This is a genomic window from Pseudomonas sp. 7P_10.2_Bac1, assembly GCF_025465935.1.
Classification (GTDB): domain Bacteria; phylum Pseudomonadota; class Gammaproteobacteria; order Pseudomonadales; family Pseudomonadaceae; genus Aquipseudomonas.
Window position 1 is genome coordinate 18,264 of record NZ_JANLNV010000005.1, and the last position, 16,880, is coordinate 35,143.

General features: G+C 58.9%; 18 protein-coding genes. 10 read left to right on the plus strand and 8 right to left on the minus strand.

The window, feature by feature from the left end; all coding sequences use genetic code 11:
• Window positions 1-46: 46 nt before the first annotated feature.
• Window positions 47-1,276: a nucleoside recognition domain-containing protein gene (locus tag NTD86_RS00650; protein ID WP_262200212.1), complete on the plus strand. Its 1,230-nt coding sequence runs from the start codon at window positions 47-49 to the stop codon at window positions 1,274-1,276.
• Between the two features lie 81 nt (window positions 1,277-1,357).
• Here the strand turns inward: NTD86_RS00650 and NTD86_RS00655 are convergent, their stop codons facing one another.
• The 4 genes from NTD86_RS00655 to NTD86_RS00670 form a co-directional block, all read right to left on the minus strand.
• Complete coding sequence (locus tag NTD86_RS00655) at window positions 1,358-1,738, minus strand: helicase (RefSeq protein ID WP_262200213.1); 381 nt, start codon at window positions 1,736-1,738, stop codon at window positions 1,358-1,360.
• 198 nt (window positions 1,739-1,936) lie between these two features.
• Window positions 1,937-2,212 (minus strand): HU family DNA-binding protein, encoded by a 276-nt coding sequence (locus tag NTD86_RS00660; protein WP_055104172.1) that lies wholly within the window; start codon window positions 2,210-2,212, stop codon window positions 1,937-1,939.
• Between the two features lie 190 nt (window positions 2,213-2,402).
• Entirely contained in the window at window positions 2,403-3,551 is a 1,149-nt protein-coding gene (locus tag NTD86_RS00665) for an NAD(P)/FAD-dependent oxidoreductase (RefSeq protein ID WP_315974717.1), read from the minus strand.
• A gap of 35 nt (window positions 3,552-3,586) precedes the next feature.
• The gene (locus NTD86_RS00670; RefSeq protein WP_262200215.1) at window positions 3,587-3,754 is read right to left on the minus strand and encodes a rubredoxin; all 168 of its coding nucleotides are present in this window, start codon (window positions 3,752-3,754) and stop codon (window positions 3,587-3,589) included.
• A gap of 201 nt (window positions 3,755-3,955) precedes the next feature.
• Here NTD86_RS00670 and NTD86_RS00675 point away from each other — a divergent pair, with 201 nt between their 5' ends.
• Window positions 3,956-4,519, plus strand: coding sequence for a chorismate--pyruvate lyase family protein (locus NTD86_RS00675; protein ID WP_262200216.1), 564 nt, complete (start codon window positions 3,956-3,958; stop codon window positions 4,517-4,519).
• Window positions 4,519-5,409, plus strand: coding sequence for a 4-hydroxybenzoate octaprenyltransferase (gene ubiA, locus NTD86_RS00680; RefSeq protein ID WP_262200217.1), 891 nt, complete (start codon window positions 4,519-4,521; stop codon window positions 5,407-5,409). Before NTD86_RS00675 ends, ubiA begins: the two co-directional genes overlap by 1 nt.
• A 106-nt stretch (window positions 5,410-5,515) precedes the next feature.
• Here ubiA and NTD86_RS00685 read toward each other — a convergent pair whose 3' ends face one another.
• On the minus strand, window positions 5,516-6,109 hold the full coding sequence (locus NTD86_RS00685; RefSeq protein ID WP_262200218.1) for a DUF6436 domain-containing protein: 594 nt from the start codon (window positions 6,107-6,109) through the stop codon (window positions 5,516-5,518).
• 109 nt (window positions 6,110-6,218) lie between these two features.
• On the opposite strand from NTD86_RS00685, the gene NTD86_RS00690 reads away from it, so the two are divergent.
• Complete coding sequence (locus NTD86_RS00690) at window positions 6,219-7,160, plus strand: alpha/beta hydrolase (protein ID WP_262200219.1); 942 nt, start codon at window positions 6,219-6,221, stop codon at window positions 7,158-7,160.
• 176 nt (window positions 7,161-7,336) lie between these two features.
• Here NTD86_RS00690 and NTD86_RS00695 read toward each other — a convergent pair whose 3' ends face one another.
• A complete protein-coding gene (locus NTD86_RS00695; RefSeq protein WP_003437842.1) occupies window positions 7,337-7,825 on the minus strand; it encodes an Lrp/AsnC ligand binding domain-containing protein in 489 nt (162 codons plus the stop codon).
• Between the two features lie 156 nt (window positions 7,826-7,981).
• On the opposite strand from NTD86_RS00695, the gene dadA reads away from it, so the two are divergent.
• The 6 genes from dadA to NTD86_RS00725 all read left to right on the plus strand — a co-directional run bounded on the left by dadA (window position 7,982) and on the right by NTD86_RS00725 (window position 14,156).
• Complete coding sequence (gene dadA / locus NTD86_RS00700; protein WP_262200220.1) at window positions 7,982-9,283, plus strand: D-amino acid dehydrogenase; 1,302 nt, start codon at window positions 7,982-7,984, stop codon at window positions 9,281-9,283.
• The gene (locus tag NTD86_RS00705; RefSeq protein WP_262200221.1) at window positions 9,255-9,608 is read left to right on the plus strand and encodes a RidA family protein; all 354 of its coding nucleotides are present in this window, start codon (window positions 9,255-9,257) and stop codon (window positions 9,606-9,608) included. Before dadA ends, NTD86_RS00705 begins: the two co-directional genes overlap by 29 nt.
• Window positions 9,609-9,708: 100 nt before the next feature.
• Window positions 9,709-10,782 carry an alanine racemase gene (alr, locus tag NTD86_RS00710; protein WP_262200222.1) on the plus strand — a complete coding sequence of 358 codons (1,074 nt, stop codon included), beginning with the start codon at window positions 9,709-9,711 and terminating at the stop codon, window positions 10,780-10,782.
• A 127-nt stretch (window positions 10,783-10,909) separates the two neighbouring features.
• Window positions 10,910-11,458 (plus strand): cupin domain-containing protein, encoded by a 549-nt coding sequence (locus tag NTD86_RS00715; protein WP_048372525.1) that lies wholly within the window; start codon window positions 10,910-10,912, stop codon window positions 11,456-11,458.
• A gap of 180 nt (window positions 11,459-11,638) precedes the next feature.
• Window positions 11,639-12,061, plus strand: coding sequence for a c-type cytochrome (locus NTD86_RS00720; RefSeq protein WP_262200286.1), 423 nt, complete (start codon window positions 11,639-11,641; stop codon window positions 12,059-12,061).
• A gap of 157 nt (window positions 12,062-12,218) precedes the next feature.
• Entirely contained in the window at window positions 12,219-14,156 is a 1,938-nt protein-coding gene (locus NTD86_RS00725; protein ID WP_262200223.1) for an acetyl-CoA hydrolase/transferase C-terminal domain-containing protein, read from the plus strand.
• A gap of 46 nt (window positions 14,157-14,202) precedes the next feature.
• On the opposite strand, the gene NTD86_RS00730 is transcribed toward NTD86_RS00725, so the two are convergent.
• Complete coding sequence (locus NTD86_RS00730) at window positions 14,203-14,775, minus strand: xanthine phosphoribosyltransferase (RefSeq protein WP_262200224.1); 573 nt, start codon at window positions 14,773-14,775, stop codon at window positions 14,203-14,205.
• Window positions 14,776-14,832: 57 nt separating this feature from the next.
• The gene (rep, locus tag NTD86_RS00735; protein ID WP_262200225.1) at window positions 14,833-16,842 is read right to left on the minus strand and encodes a DNA helicase Rep; all 2,010 of its coding nucleotides are present in this window, start codon (window positions 16,840-16,842) and stop codon (window positions 14,833-14,835) included.
• Window positions 16,843-16,880: the final 38 nt, after the last annotated feature.

A 16,880-nucleotide genomic window follows, 5' to 3' on the forward strand; every position in this document is an offset into this window, starting at 1 on the left:
TGAGGTGGGACCGGTATCATTTGCCGTACTTTTCAGGAGTTTCCCGATGCTTAACGGCCTATGGCTCAGCTTTTTTTTTGTCGCCACCGTATCGGCGTTTGCCCAATGGCTGGTAGGGGGCGATGCCGGGATCTTCGCGGCGATAGTTGAAAGCATTTTTGCCATGGCCAAGCTGTCGGTTGAGGTGATGGTGCTGCTGTTTGGCACGCTGACCCTGTGGTTGGGGTTTCTGCGCATTGCCGAAAAGGCCGGCATCGTCGACTGGCTGGGCAGGGCGCTAGGGCCGCTGTTCAAGCGCCTGATGCCTGAAGTCCCGCCCGGCCACCCAGCCCTGGGCTTTATTACCCTGAACTTCGCCGCTAACGGCCTGGGCCTGGACAATGCCGCCACGCCGATCGGCCTCAAGGCCATGCGCGCGCTGCAAGAGCTGAACCCCAGCCCGACCAGCGCCAGTAATGCGCAAATCCTGTTTCTGGTGCTCAACGCCTCGTCGCTGACCCTGCTGCCCGTCACGATCTTTATGTATCGCGCCCAGCAAGGCGCGCCAGACCCCACGCTGGTGTTCCTGCCGATTCTGCTGGCCACCAGCGCCTCGACCCTGGTGGGGTTGCTCTCGGTGGCCATCGTGCAGCGCCTGCGGCTCTGGGACCCGGTAGTACTGGCGTATCTGGTACCGGGGGCATTGATTCTGGGCGGCTTCATGGCGTTGCTGGGGAGCCTGTCAGCGGCGGCGCTGGCCAGCCTGTCCTCGATCCTGGGCAACTTGACGCTGTTCGGGCTGATCATGCTGTTTCTGGTGATTGGCGCACTGCGCAAGGTCAAGGTCTACGAGGCGTTCGTCGAGGGCGCCAAAGAAGGCTTCGACGTGGCCAAGAACCTGCTGCCGTATCTGGTGGCGATGCTCTGCGCGGTGGGCGTCCTGCGCGCTTCAGGGGCACTGGACTTTGGCCTGGACGGCATTCGTCATCTGGTCGAGTGGCTGGGCTGGGACACGCGCTTTGTCGATGCGTTGCCGACGGCGATGGTCAAACCGTTTTCGGGAAGCGCAGCACGGGCGTTGCTGATTGAAACCATGCAGACCAAAGGCGTGGACAGCTTCCCGGCGCTGGTGGCGGCGACGGTGCAGGGCAGTACTGAGACTACCTTCTATGTGCTGGCGGTGTACTTCGGCGCCGTCGGCATCCAGCGCGCGCGCCACGCCGTAGGCTGCGCCCTGTTGGCCGAATTCGCAGGCGTCGTGGCGGCGATTGCCGTGTGCTACTGGTTCTTTGGCTAAACCGCGCAGGAGCGAGCTTGCCTCGCGATCTTTTGATCTTAAAGAAGATCGCGAGGCAAGCTCGCTCCTGCGGATTGGGGATCAAGCCTTCGGCTTTTTACGCGGCTTGAGGTACTTGGTCAGACCCTGGAACCAGATGACCTGCGCCGGGTTGCCCTTGATCTGAATCGACTTGTCCTGAATCCCGGTCATGAACGCCAGTTGCTTGTTCTTGGCTTGCATCGTGGCGAAGCCGTAGGCTGCGTCTTTAAAAGCGATGGCAAACACCGGATCCGGGTATACGCCCGAATGGCTGGTAATACGCTGGTTTTTAACCTTGAAGTGACGGGCCACTGTGCCGTCGAGAGTTTGCAGCTGGAAAACCATGTCCTTATCAACCAACTGCTGTTGAAAAGCCGGGTTTTTACGGCTGGCTTTGCTCATCAGCAAGCCCAGCATCCAGAGCAGAAAACGAAATTTCATGTACGCGGCCTCGGGAAAAAATAAATAGCCGGCGCAGTGTAACGATTTGCAGGAAGAACGCCATATATCCGAAGAATTAGGCGCAGATAGACGGTTTTTTGCCACTTATGGCCGCATGATCAGCCAATTTATCACCCAGCGCGGGCAAGCCAGCCTGCCCGCGCCTCAAAGCCGCTTCGCATCGCGGCCGTGCCCGGCTTATGGGTTGACGCTGTCTTTGAGGAATTTGCCAGGTTTGAAGGCCACGGTGTTGCTGGCTTTGATTTTCACCGGTTCACCGGTTTGCGGGTTTTGCCCGGTACGCGCACCGCGATGGCGCTGGATAAAAGTACCGAAACCGACCAGCGTGACGCTGTCTTTACGATGCAGCGCGTTGGTGATTTCTTCGAGCACTGCATTCAGCACGCGGCTGGCTTGCTCTTTAGTGAGGTCAGCTTTTTCAGCAATAGCGGCGGCGAGTTCTGGTTTACGCATGATGAAGCCTCTTTGACGGTTTTTTGTTGTTATGTCCGTGCTGCTCTTCTATGGAGCAGCGACCAAGGCGCCGCAGGCTCTACTCTGCGGCAGACCGGTGTGAGGATGGCACGCGACCAAGACACGCGCCACCCTCTACAGTCGCTTTGTTGAGTCAAGGCAATGGCGTATACGACAAAAGATAGAGCATTTACGCCAACAACGCGGGGAGCTCTTTGTTAAGCGCCAATTTTTCGCGAACCGCCTCACCCGTCAGGGCATAGCCAAGCAATTTGCCCTGCGCATCGCGACACAGCGCTTTAATGTCTGCACCTTGGCCCTCCACGGTCCAGACACCTTCATAGCCCTGCGGAACCGGCGAAACCACCAGCGGGCATACCGGAGTCTTCACCGTGATCGGCATGGCCCCGTAGCTGACCGCCACCGGGTTGCCCGTCAGGGTTTGCGCCAGCGCCCGTGCACAGCTCATCAACGGCATCACATACAACAAGCTCAAGCCATCGACCTGCGCGCAGTCACCCAGCGCGTAGATATTGTCGTGGGAGGTCTTGAGGTGGCGATCCACTTCGATACCGCGGTTGACCCGAAGGCCAGCAGCGGCCGCCAGATCAGTACGCGGGCGCAAGCCAATGGCCGACACCACCACATCACAGCGAATGACGCTGGCGTCCGACAAGTGCGCCTCAAGCCCATCCTCGGTGCGCTGCAAACGCGTGAGCACCGGCCCGAGATGAAAGCGTGCGCCCAGGCTTTCCAGCCCCGATTGCACGGCAGCCGCGGCGGCAGGGTGAAGCAGGGTAGGCATCACTTGCTCACAAGGCGCCACCAGATCGACCTCATACCCACCCGCGATCAAATCGTTGGCGAATTCACAGCCGATCAGACCGACCCCCAAGATCAGCACGCGACGCTTGCCTGCTGCCGCCGCGCGAAAGCGAGCGTAGTCTTCAAGGTCGTTGATCGAAAAAATCGCGTCCTGGGCATCGCCCTCTACCGGCACCATCACCGATTGTGCGCCCCAGGCCAGCACCAGATCGCGATAAGGGACGGCTTCTTCACCGATCCACAGTTGCTTGTGGCCCGGATCAATCCCGCTGACACGGGTATGCGTGCGCACCTGCGCCTTGAGCTGCTCGGCCATGGCGCCGGGCAGGGCCATGCTCAAGCCGTCAGCTTCTTTGTTCTTGCCAAAGCCGGTCGACAGCATTGGCTTGGAGTAGGAGCGCCCATCATCAGCGGTGATCAATAGCAGCGGTGTTTCGCTGTCCAGCTTGCGAAACTCCCGGGCCAGGTTATAGCCCGCCAGGCCTGTGCCAACGATCACAACAGGTGCGCTCATGCCAATCTCCAGGTTCAATCAATTAAATAAGGGAATCAGTCGATTTCGATCATTTCGAAATCCATTTTGCCGACGCCGCAATCAGGGCACAGCCAGTCTTCAGGTACGTCTTGCCACAACGTGCCGGGGGCGATGCCATCATCCGGCCAGCCATCGGCTTCGTTGTAAATCAGTCCACAGACGATGCATTGCCACTTTTTCATGGGGGTATTTCCTTTCGTTCAGGCTTGGGCGAGGGCACAGGCTCTTGTGAAATGGCTGTGTTGCTCGCGGAATTCAGGGCGTTTGTACTGATCAATACCGCCAGATGCAAGCACGAACACTGCCTGGTGGCCCTTTGGCGCTCAACCAAGGATCAGCGTGATAAGCTCGCCGGCCTCAATGGCTGCCAATTATGACCCACTGTGCCGCACATAACTTCTACGCTGCTCTCGCCTGCCTGGCTTGAGCAAAGCGAACTTCCTGCGCCGCCTGACGAACTGACCCTCGACTGGTTGTTCGATCAAGGCTCCCTGACACAACGCCTTACCGCACTTTCAGACGGCTCCTTTAGTGTGCTTCCGCTTTTCGAAGGCTGGCAGACGCTGCGTGCCGACGAATGTGCCGCCCTCGACTTGCCAGACAACAGCCACGGCTGGGTGCGCGAAGTCCATTTACGCGGGCATCAGCAACCCTGGGTATTTGCCCGCAGTGTCGCCGCAGAAAGTGTTCTGCAAATAGGTGGCTTTGACATGGAAGCGCTGGGGGCTCGCTCATTGGGCGGGTTGCTGTTTAGTGATAACGCCTTTGAACGCGGGCCCATGCAGGTATGCCAATACCCGCGCAGCGGGTTACCTGTGACCGATCAGACAGACGGCCTGTGGGCACGCCGCTCGCGTTTCTCCCGAGGCCCGCTGAGCGTACTGGTGGCTGAAGTCTTCTTACCTTCTATGTGGGCCGCCCTGAGTGCCCGGTCGGAGAACAACTGATGTACGTGAGCCTGCTCAAATCACTCAATCGCTTGAACCCGCGTGCCTGGGACTTCATCCAACTGAGCCGCATGGACAAGCCCATCGGCATTTACCTGCTGCTGTGGCCAACCCTGTGGGCTTTGTGGATTGCCGCCAAGGGCGTGCCTTCACCAGGTCTTCTGCTGATCTTTGTGCTCGGCGTGATCCTCACACGGGCAGGCGGCTGCGTGATCAACGACTTTGCCGACCGCAAGGTTGATGGCCACGTCAAACGGACCGAACAACGGCCTTTGGCCAGCGGAAAAATCACCAGTAAAGAAGCCTTGGTGTTTTTTGCGCTACTCATGGGCATCAGCTTCCTGCTGGTGCTGTGCACAAATGCCACAACGATATGGCTGTCATTCGGCGGCCTCGCGCTGGCGGCCAGTTACCCGTTCATGAAGCGCTACACCTACTACCCGCAAGTGGTCCTGGGTGCGGCGTTCTCGTGGGGCATGCCCATGGCCTTTACCGCCGAGACCGGCAGCGTGCCTGCAGCGGCGTGGTTGCTGTACATCGCCAACCTGCTGTGGACCGTGGGGTACGACACCTATTACGCCATGACGGACCGCGAAGACGACCTGAAAATCGGCGTCAAATCCACCGCCATCCTGTTTGGCGACGCCGATCGCGTGATCATCCTTGGCCTGCAAGGACTGTCGCTGGGTTGCCTGCTGCTGGCCGGCGGGCAATTCGACCTCGGCGGCTGGTTCCACCTCGGCCTGCTGGTGGCTGCGGGCTGCTACCTCTGGGAATTCTGGTACACCCGCAACCGCGAACCGCAACGCTGCTTCCAGGCGTTTCTGCACAACCACTGGGCTGGATTGGCGATCTTTGTGGGCATCGTGCTGAACTACGCACTGAATTAACGCAACCTCCCTGCAATTGGCGCGATGCAGGGGATTCAGCGGGTAGAGCGCACTCTTGGTAAGGGTGAGGTGGGAGGTTCGAGCCCTTCCCGGCCAATCATTGCTTTCAACGCTGCAGGGGAGGTGACTGTTTCAACGACCACGGGCAGTAACACCCCACGGCCAGTGCATGGGTGGCATTGACGCTGCGGCCTTGGGTCAAGGCTTGCAGCACAGGTTCGATGAAGCTGTTGCTGGCGTTACAGGTGGCACCTTCGCTGTAGGGGCCAAAGTAGGCCAGTTGGCCACTGCGGTCCCAGATGGCAACCGCCGGGCTGACGCTCAGGTGGTCGGCGCCGGGCAGGGTGGTCAGGGGTTTGATCGCGCCCAGGCTGGCAGGCAATTGGCCTTGGCTGCCGGGCTTTTGCACGGCATAGAATTCGACACCTTGGGGTACGTAGGTCGCCAGCAACTCGCTCAGGTGTTGCTGGTTGCCCACATTGCACGGGCAGGCCGGGTCCCAGAAGTGCACCACGCGAATCGGTCCCGGGCCGGACAGTTCAACAGGCAGGGCCAGTACATCTCCAGCGAACACTGCGCTCTGCTCGCTGAAGGCGCGAATGTAGCGCCCTTGAAACCAGTCGTAAGCGGCCCACAATCCCACCGCGCAAGTCAGCACCAGCAGGCAGGCTAGCCAGGTTTTGGTAGCAGGTACAGGCATGCAAAATGCTCCTGAAAGGGCGCGTAGCTTGCCATGCTTAAACTGACAGCAGAATATCGTCGGTCTATAAAGACTGTTCTGCCTTCATGCCCTTCTGTTTGGAACCCCTATGTCTGTTGCGTTTTCCCCCGAGTCCTTGCGCCCCCGTTTGCAGCCCTTGGTCGCAGGTCAGCCTTTATCGAGCGAGGATCTGGCGTATCAGCATTTTTACGGGCTGGACTTCCCGCAGCGCGCGGCGCCAGTGCGGCGACAACTGGGCCGTTTCAATGCGGCAGGTTATGACCTGGTCAGCCAGGTCTGGTGGCCGGACTCCACGCCCGTGGCCACGCTATTTGTGATCCACGGCTTTTACGACCACATGGGCTTGTATCGTCACGTGATCGAGTGGGGCCTGGACCACGGCTTTGTGGTCATTTCCTGCGACTTGCCGGGGCATGGTCTGTCGAGTGGGGAGCGCGCCAGCATTGGCGACTTTTATCAGTATCAGGAGGCGCTGCAAGGTCTGTTTATCGAAGCTCAATCCTTGGCCTTGCCGCAGCCCTGGCACTTGATCGGGCAAAGCACCGGCGGCGCGGTGGTACTCGACCACTTGCTGCGCCACGGGGATCAGACCCCGGCCCAAGGCCAGGCGGTGTTGATGGCGCCACTGGTGCGGCCCAAGGATTGGCAGTGGTCAAGGTTCAGCTATTACCTGCTCCGGCCTTTCGTCAAAGGCATTGAGCGACGCTTCAGCGAAAACACCAACGACCCGGAATTCATGCCGTTCCTGCAGGCTGACCCTCTGCAACCCGTGCGCCTGCCCACCGCCTGGGTCGGCGCCATGGCGCGCTGGATCCCCCGCGTCGAAGCCTTGGCTCCGTGCGCCCGCCAGCCCTTGGTGATTCAGGGCCAGGCGGATAAAACCGTGGATTGGGAACACAACCTCAAGGTGCTGGACGCCAAGTTCAATCACCCCCAGGTACTGCTGATCCCCAAGGCCCGACACCATCTGGCCAATGAAACCGCCGACATTCGGGCGCAGTATTTCGCGTTTCTGGATCAACACTTCTGACCCAATCCCCCTGTAGGAGCGAGCTTGCCTCGCGATCTTTTGACCTTGATCTCTCAAATCAAAAGCACCCTCACCCTAGCCCTCTCCCGAAGGAGAGGGAACCGATTGGGGGATGCTTTCGATTATCGGCGGCCTGACAGCGCGGCGTCGAAGACGGGAATATCCCTCCTACAGCTTTAATCCGGAATCGGCAGGTTGAGGCTTTCTTTGACCTCTTCCATCACGATGTAGCTCTTGGACTCGCGCACGTGGGGCAGCTTGAGCAAAATGTCGCCCAGCAGCTTGCGATACGACGCCATCTCGCTGATCCGCGCCTTGACCAAATAGTCGAAGTCACCGGACACCAGGTGGCACTCCAATACATGCGGCAGCTTGAGCACAGCACGTCGGAATTCTTCGAAGGTATCGCCTGATTTGTAGTCCAGGCTGATCTCGACAAACACCAGCAAACTGCCCTGCAAATGTTGCGGATTGAGACGGGCGTTGTAGCCCATGATGATCCCTTCACGTTCCAGTCGACGGACCCGCTCGGTGCACGGCGTGGTCGACAGCCCGACTTTCTCCCCCAGCTCGGTAAACGAGATGCGCCCGTCCGCCTGCAAAATGCGCAAAATATTGCGGTCGATCTTGTCTAATTCACGCTTTGTTTGGTGATTTGTACGCATAGGAGATTCTCCTTTGTCAAAAGCGTTTTAGCCGAGAATTGTCGCCAAATATAGCTGGTTATACAGTGAAACTCACTGGCTAAAGCTTCTTATACTGCGCGCATCTTCGCTTTGAATAATAAACGTCTGCGGCGGGCCGCGATGAGGGATAAAAATATGCGCGTTATGGTATTGGGTGGCGGCGTTATCGGGACAGCCAGCGCCTACTATCTGGCTCGAGCCGGATTCGACGTGGTCGTCGTAGACCGTCAACCCGCCGTGGCAATGGAAACCAGCTTTGCCAACGCTGGCCAGGTTTCCCCCGGCTATGCCTCACCGTGGGCCGCTCCGGGCGTGCCGCTCAAAGCCATCAAGTGGTTGATGGAACGCCACGCACCGCTGGCGATCAAGGCCACCGGCAACATCGACCAATACCTGTGGATGGCGCAGATGCTGCGCAACTGCACCGCCAGCCGTTACGCCGTGAACAAAGAGCGCATGGTGCGCCTGTCCGAGTACAGCCGCGACTGCCTCGATGAACTGCGCGCAGAAACCGGCATTGCCTACGAGGCCCGCAACCTCGGGACGACGCAACTGTTCCGCACCCAGGCCCAACTGGACGGCGCGGCCAAAGACATCGCCGTCCTCAAAGAGTCGGGTGTACCGTTTGAGCTGTTGGACCGTGAAGGCATCGCCCGTGTTGAGCCGGCGCTGGCCAGCGTCACCAATATTCTGTCCGGCGCCCTGCGCCTGCCGAATGACCAAACCGGCGACTGCCAGATGTTTACCACCCGCCTGGCTGAAATGGCCGTGAAACTGGGTGTCGAATTCCGCTTCGGCCAAGACATTCAGCGCCTGGACTACGCTGGCGACCGCATCAATGGCGTGATGATCGACGGCAAGCTCGAAACCGCAGACCGTTACGTACTGGCCTTGGGCAGCTACTCGCCGCAAATGCTCAAGCCGCTGGGTATCAAGGCGCCGGTTTACCCGCTCAAGGGCTACTCGCTGACCATCCCGATCACCAACCCGGACATGGCGCCCACCTCGACCATTCTGGACGAGACCTACAAGATCGCGATCACCCGTTTCGACAATCGCATCCGTGTCGGCGGCATGGCCGAGATCGCCGGTTTTGACCTGTCGCTGAAACAGCAACGGCGCGAAACCCTGGAAATGTGCGTCAACGACCTTTACCCGCAAGGCGGCGACCTGAGCCAGGCCAGCTTCTGGACCGGCCTGCGTCCAGCCACGCCGGACGGCACCCCGATTGTGGGTGCGACCCCGTTCAAAAACCTGTTCCTGAACACCGGTCATGGCACACTCGGCTGGACCATGGCATGCGGCTCTGGTCGCTTCCTCGCTGACGTGATGGCCAAAAAGACCCCACAAATCAGCGCCGAAGGCCTCGATATTTCTCGTTATGGCAACCACCAGGAGACAGCAAAACATGTCAATCCAGCGCCAGCTCACCAATAACCGCATGAGCCAGATCGTGGCTCATAACGGGACTATTTACCTGTCCGGGCAAGTCGGCGACGACATGAGCGCAGGTATTGAGCAGCAAACCCGCGAGACCCTGAAAAACATTGAGCACTTGCTGGATCTGGCGGGCACTGACAAAAGCCATCTGTTGTCCGTGACCATCTATCTCAAAGACATTGATGCCGACTTTGCCGGCATGAACAGCGTGTGGGATGCGTGGTTGCCAAAAGGCGTGCAACCGGCCCGTGCCACCGTTGAAGCCAAACTGTGCGAGCCAGAAATCCTGGTTGAGTTGTCCGTTGTAGCCGCATTGGCATAACGTCACCGCTGTTATCAAAGTCCCTCTTGCGGTGCGGTACGCGGTTAACACCTCGGTACGCACCGTTTTTTTATTCAATTGCCGTTAGAAGCCTGCCGCCATGCGCCCAGCCCGTGCCCTGATCGACCTTCAAGCCCTGCGACATAACTACCAACTGGCCCGTGAAGTAACGGGGGCCAAGGCCCTCGCGGTGATCAAGGCCGATGCCTATGGCCACGGCGCCGTCCGGTGCGCCCAGGCCCTGGAAGCCGAGACCGATGGTTTTGCTGTCGCCTGTATCGAAGAAGCTCTGGAACTGCGCGCCGCCGGCATACGGGCACCGATCCTGCTGCTCGAAGGTTTTTTTGAAGCCGATGAACTGCCACTGATCGTCGAGCATGACTTCTGGTGCGTCGTGCAATCACTGTGGCAACTGGAAGCAATTGAGCAGGCCCAATTGGCTAAGCCGATTCAGGTCTGGCTGAAAGTCGACACAGGCATGCACCGCGTCGGCCTGCACCCAAGCGAGTACAAATCCGCTTACCAACGCCTGCAAGCCAGCGACAAAGTGGCGAAGATCGTACTGATGAGCCACTTCGCCCGTGCCGATGAACTGGACAGCCTGCGTAGCGTCGAACAAGTGGCTGTGTTCCTGGCGGCCCGTGATGATTTGTCTGCCGAAGTCAGCTTGCGCAATTCACCTGCCATTCTTGGTTGGCCAAGCGTGCCGAGCGACTGGGTGCGTCCCGGCCTGATGCTCTACGGCGCCACTCCATTTGAACAAGATCATCCGCTGGCCGCACGCCTGCAACCGGTGATGACCCTGGAGTCCAAAGTCATTGGCGTGCGTGAACTGCCCGCCGGTGAGCCGGTGGGTTATGGCGCAAAATTCATTACCCCCAAACCGATGCGCATCGGCGTGGTTGCCATGGGCTATGCCGACGGCTACCCGCGTCATGCACCGACCGGCACGCCGGTATTGGTGGCGGGCCAGCGCAGCCAATTGCTGGGCCGGGTCTCGATGGACATGCTGTGCATCGACCTGACGGACGTGCCCGAGGCAGGTCTGGGCTCGACCGTTGAGTTGTGGGGCAAAAACATTCTCGCCAGCGAAGTCGCCGAAAAAGCGGAAACCATTCCCTATCAGATTTTTTGCAACCTGAAACGAGTGCCACGCCTCTATTCCGGTAGCTGATGGCGTGTATGCAAAATGCAGGGCCGACTGGGTCTCCAGGTTTGAAGTCAAAGTGTTGTAAATACTGAACACTATCGCCATGATGGCGCCATCTTGACCTGAATCTGATCCCTGGGAGGCTCCTGCATTGGACGTCGGTGAACGACTGCAATCCATCCGCAAAATTAAAGGTTTGTCACAGCGCGAGCTGGCCAAGCGCGCCGGCGTGACCAACAGCACCATTTCGATGATCGAAAAGAACAGCGTGAGCCCATCCATAAGCTCCCTGAGAAAAGTGCTGAGTGGCATTCCCATGTCTATGGTCGAATTCTTTTCCGAAGAGATTCTTCAAGAGAAACCGACCCAGATTGTCTACAAAGCCAATGAGCTGATCGACATCTCCGATGGCGCGGTGACCATGAAACTGGTCGGCCGGGCACACCCGAGCCGGGCCATCGCCTTTCTCAACGAAATTTATCCGCCGGGTGCTGACACCGGGGATGAAATGCTGACCCACGAAGGCGAAGAAACCGGGATCCTCGTCGAGGGCCGCCTCGAGTTGACGGTCGGCCTGGAAACGTTCGTGCTTGAAGCCGGCGACAGCTACTACTTCGAAAGCTCGAAACCGCACCGTTTCCGCAATCCGTTCGACGTGGCGGCGCGACTAATCAGCGCAGCCACCCCCGCGAATTTCTAAGAAAAGCGGCGCCCTGCACGACTCTTGCGGCGCCCGCGGTTCTTATTCGCCCCGCCTATTCCCCTTCTAAATTTAGGGTTGTTTCAGTGCATCAGGCTAATCGGTATACTTTCGCCGCCCGCAAAACCGTGGTTGTGGGCGTGAATAGCCACCATTGAGGGTGTACGCGTGAACCTAATTATGAAAATGCTGGCCGTACCAGCAACAGTGCTGGCCCTCTGGGCTGCCAACGCCCAAGCGACGTCTGATGATGAGATCGCAAAACGCCTCGAACCGGTCGGCAAAGTCTGCGTTCAAGGCCAGCCGTGCGCCGGGGGTGGCGCTGGCGTGGCTGCAGCCGGGGGTGAGAGTGCCGGGGGCGGAATGCCTGCCGATGAAATCATTGCCAAACACTGCACCGCCTGCCACAGCATCGGCCTGCTAGACGCTCCCAAAATCAATGACACCGCCGCCTGGAAAGCACGTGCCGACAAAGAAGGCGGCCTGGACGGCCTGCTGGCCAAGGCCATTACCGGCCTCAACGCCATGCCGCCCAAAGGCACCTGCGGCGAATGCAGCGACGCTGAGCTGAAATCCGCCATCCAGAAAATGTCCGGCCTGTAGCTCCCCGCCGTCTCTTACCTCGCGATGTTTTGATGGTTTAAAAGATCGCGAGGCAAGCTCGCTCCTACACGTTGAAACCGTTTGCGCCTTGCTCTTTGCAACCAACTCCAGTCACTCTCGGTCTACTCACCAGACACGGACGTTTTTGGAGGATCAGATGGTGCAATCCTGTTCGATCGAGCACGCAGTCGATGAAGCACTGGCTCGCTTGCCTGCACACATTCACTTGGGCTTGCCGCTGGGGCTGGGTAAAGCCAATCGGTTTGTGAATGCGCTGTATCAGCGCATCAAGCAACTGCCCGAACGCCAACTGACGATCTACACCGCCTTGAGCCTTGGGCGACCGCCACTGGGCGACGGCCTGCAAAAGCGCTTTCTGCAACCCTTCGTAGACCGCGTGTTTGGCGACTATATCGAGCTGGACTACCTCGCCGATCTGCATCACGACAGCCTGCCGCACAACATTCGCGTCGAACAGTTCTTCATGCAGCCGGGCAGCTTGCTCAACAGCCCACCGGCGCAGCAGGATTACGTCAGCAGCAACTACAGCCACGCGGCCCGCGACATCAACGCCCACGGCCTCAACCTGGTGGCGCAACTGGTCGCCCGCGACCCGCAAACCCCCAGCCGACTGAGCCTGAGCTGCAACCCTGACATCACCCTCGACCTGCTGCCGATGCTCGCCAAACGCCGGGCGGCAGGGGAAACCATTCTCATGTTCGGCCAAGTACACAGCGACTTGCCCTACATGCCCGGTGATTCAGAACTCGATGCAGACGATTTTGACCTGCTGATCGAAGACGAAGAGCGCACCACGCTGTTTTCCACGCCCAGCATGCCGGTCAACCTGCAAGACCACTTTATTGGCCACCATGCCAGCACGCTGATCCGGGACGGCGGCACCTTGCAGATTGGCATCGGTTCGATGGGCGATGCACTGACCGCTTCTTTGCTGGCACGCCAGGCCGACAGCGACGGCTATCGCGCCTTGCTCGACGACCTCGATCTTTCACCGTGGCGCAACCTGATTGAACGCGAAGGCGGGATCGAGCCCTTTGCCCAGGGCCTGTATGGCTGCAGCGAAATGTTTGTGCACGGGCTGATGGTCTTGGCCGATGCGGGCATTGTGCGGCGCAAGGTCTACCCCGACATTGAACGCCAGACCCAGGCCAATGCGGGCACCCTGGACGAAAGCCAGCACACCGACGGCGTCAGCGTTCATGGCGGTTTTCTGCTGGGCCCGCAGGATTTTTACCAGCGTCTCAACGCGCTACCTCGCAGCAAGCGCGCCGAATTCAACATGACTGCCATCAGCTTCATCAACGAGCTATACGGCCAGGAAGCGCTCAAACGCCTGCAACGCCGTGATGCCCGCTTTGTGAACAGCGCGTTCACCATGACCTTGCTGGGCGCCGGTGTGGCGGATCAGTTGGAGGATGGCCGGGTACTCAGTGGAGTAGGGGGGCAATACAACTTTGTGGCCCAGGCTCATGCACTGCACGATGCGCGCTCGGTCATCATCCTGCGCAGTTGGCGTGAGTCCGGCGGCGAAGTCAGCTCCAACATTGTCTGGGAATACGGCCACTGCACAATCCCGCGCCATCTGCGCGACATCGTGGTCACCGAGTATGGGATTGCCGACCTGCGCGGCAAGACGGATCGGCAGGTCATCGAGGCGCTGCTCAATATCACCGACTCACGCTTCCAGGCCGACCTGATCGTGCAGGCACAGCAAATCGGCAAATTGCCCAACGACTTTTGCCTGGACCCACGCTTTGCCGACAACAGCCCGGAGCGCTTGCAGGCCATTGCCGCCCGCCATCCGCATTTATTCAGCGAGTACCCGCTGGGCAGCGATTTCAGCGCGCAGGAGCAAGACCTGCTGCGAGCCTTGAATTGGCTCAAGAGCAAATTCAAACTCACGCAGATCTACAAGCTCGGCAAGGCCACGCTCGAAGCGCCCTCGCCGCAGGCGTTCCCTGAACACCTGGCGCGCATGAACCTGACCGACCCGGACGGCCTGCGCGAAGAGGTGTTTCAGCGCGTGTTGCTGGCGGGTTTGCAGGCAACCACCAAACCGCACAAACAACCCTGACCCTGTAGTCGCTGCCGCAGGCTGCGGCTACAGATAGCGCGGGTATTTACTCGATAAAGGTCACTTTACCGTCAGCCAGGGATTTCACCCGTGCCAGCGACTCAACGCGGTAGCCTTGCGAGTCCAGCTCGGCACGGCCGCCCTGGAACGATTTTTCGATCACGATACCCAGGCCGGCAACGGTCGCGCCTGCTTGTTTGATGATCGAAATCAGTGCCTGCGAGGCTTTGCCGTTGGCCAGGAAGTCGTCGATGACCAGCACGCGGTCGGTGCTTTTCAGGTGACGAGGCGAAATGGCAACGGTGCTTTCAGTCTGCTTGGTGAACGAGTACACCGTCGCGGTCAGCAGGTTTTCAGTCAGGGTCAGGGACTGGTGCTTGCGTGCAAAGATCACCGGAACGCCCAGATTCAGGCCGGTCATGACAGCCGGGGCAATGCCCGAAGCTTCGATGGTCACGATCTTGGTGATGCCCGCATCAGCGAACAAACGCGCGAACTCATCGCCGATTTCTCTCATCAGCTGTGGATCGATCTGGTGGTTCAAAAAGGCATCAACCTTCAACACCTGATCGGAAAGCACGATGCCTTCTTCGCGAATTTTCTTGTGCAGTGCTTCCAACGTAACGTCCTCAAATAGCGCCTATGCGCTGAAGGTAGAGTAAAAAAGTAGTCGATTTTAGCGTTTTAACATCGCGCGTATATCGGCCAGTGCCGTATTTCCGCGAACCGCTTTCACTTCGGTGGGGGTGTCGTCGTTGCCTTCCCAGACCAGATCGTCCGCGGGCAACTCGTCAAGGAAGCGGCTCGGCGCACAATCAATGATCTCGCCGTATTGCTTGCGCTTGGCCGCGAAGGTAAACGCCAGCGTCTGACGTGCGCGGGTAATGCCCACGTACGCCAGTCGGCGCTCTTCCTCGATGGTGTCGGCTTCGATACTGGAACGGTGCGGCAGGATCTCTTCTTCCATGCCCATGATGAACACGTAAGGGAACTCCAGGCCCTTGGAAGCATGCAGCGTCATCATCTGCACGCCTTCGGCGCCTTCTTCCTCTTCTTGCTGGCGCTCGAGCATGTCGCGCAACACCAGCTTGCCGATGGCTTCTTCGACGGTCATGGCGCCGTCTTCGTCCTTCTCGAGGGTGTTTTTCAACGCCTCGACCAGAAACCAGACGTTGGACATGCGGTAATCCGCCGCTTTGTCACTGGAGCTGTTGGTGCGCAGCCAGTTCTCGTAGTCGATGTCCATGATCATGCTGCGCAGCGCGGCAATCGGGTCTTCGCCCGCGCAGTGCTCGCGCACGCGGTCCATAAACCGTTTGAAACGCACCAGGCGATCGGTAAACCGGGCGTCCAGATGTTCGCCCAGACCGATTTCATCTGTCGCCGCGTACATCGAGATTTTGCGCTCGGTGGCGTAGTTACCCAGTTTTTCCAGCGTGGTCGAACCGATTTCACGCCGTGGGACGTTGATGACCCGCAAGAAGGCATTGTCGTCATCCGGGTTCACGATCAGCCGGAAGTAGGCCATCAGGTCTTTGACTTCCTGACGCCCAAAAAAGCTGTTACCGCCCGAGAGACGGTAAGGGATCTGGTGATGCTGCAACTTCAGCTCGATCAGCTTTGCCTGATAGTTGCCGCGATACAAAATCGCAAAATCGCTGTAAGGCCGGTCTGTGCGCAAGTGCAGGGTCAGGATTTCGACCGCCACGCGCTCGGCTTCGGCGTCTTCATTGCGGCAACGAATGACGCGGATTTCATCGCCATGGCCCATTTCACTCCACAGCTGCTTCTCGAACGCGTGTGGATTATTGGAAATCAGCACGTTGGCGCAGCGCAGAATACGGCTGGTGGAGCGGTAGTTCTGCTCCAGCATCACCACTTTCAGGGACGGGTAATCGTCCTTGAGCAACATCAGGTTTTCCGGACGGGCGCCGCGCCAGGCGTAGATCGACTGGTCATCGTCACCCACCACGGTGAACTGGTTACGGCTGCCGATGAGGTATTTGACCAGCAAATACTGGCTGGCGTTGGTGTCCTGGTATTCGTCCACCAACAGGTAGCGCACCTTGTTCTGCCACTTCTCCAGAATATCGGCGTGCTCTTCAAACAGCTTCACCGGCAGCAGGATCAGGTCATCAAAGTCCACCGCGTTGTAGGCCTTGAGTGTGCGCTGGTAGTGGGTGTAGACAATGGCCGCCGTCTGTTCCTTGGGGTTACGGGCATTTTCCAGGGCCTGGGGCGGCAGGATCAGGTCGTTTTTCCACGAGCCGATCATGTTCTTGATTTCATCGACCCCGTCATCACCCGAGTATTCCTTTTGCATGATGTCGGTCATCAGCGCCTTGACGTCGGCCTCGTCAAAGATCGAAAACCCCGGCTTGTAGCCCAACCGCGCGTGTTCCTTGCGGATGATGTTGAGCCCCAGGTTGTGGAACGTGCTCACCGTCAGCCCGCGGCCTTCACCTTTTTTGAGCAGCGTCCCGACGCGCTCCTTCATCTCGCGCGCCGCCTTGTTGGTAAAGGTCATGGCGACGATGTACTGGGCACGGATGCCGCAGTTCTGGATAAGGTGCGCGATTTTTCGGGTAATTACGCTGGTTTTGCCGGAGCCAGCACCGGCGAGCACCAAAAGAGGGCCGCCGACGTAGCTCACGGCTTCTTGCTGCCGGGGATTGAGTCGGGACATGACGGAATTAAAGATCGCTTGCAAAAAGGGCGGGCATT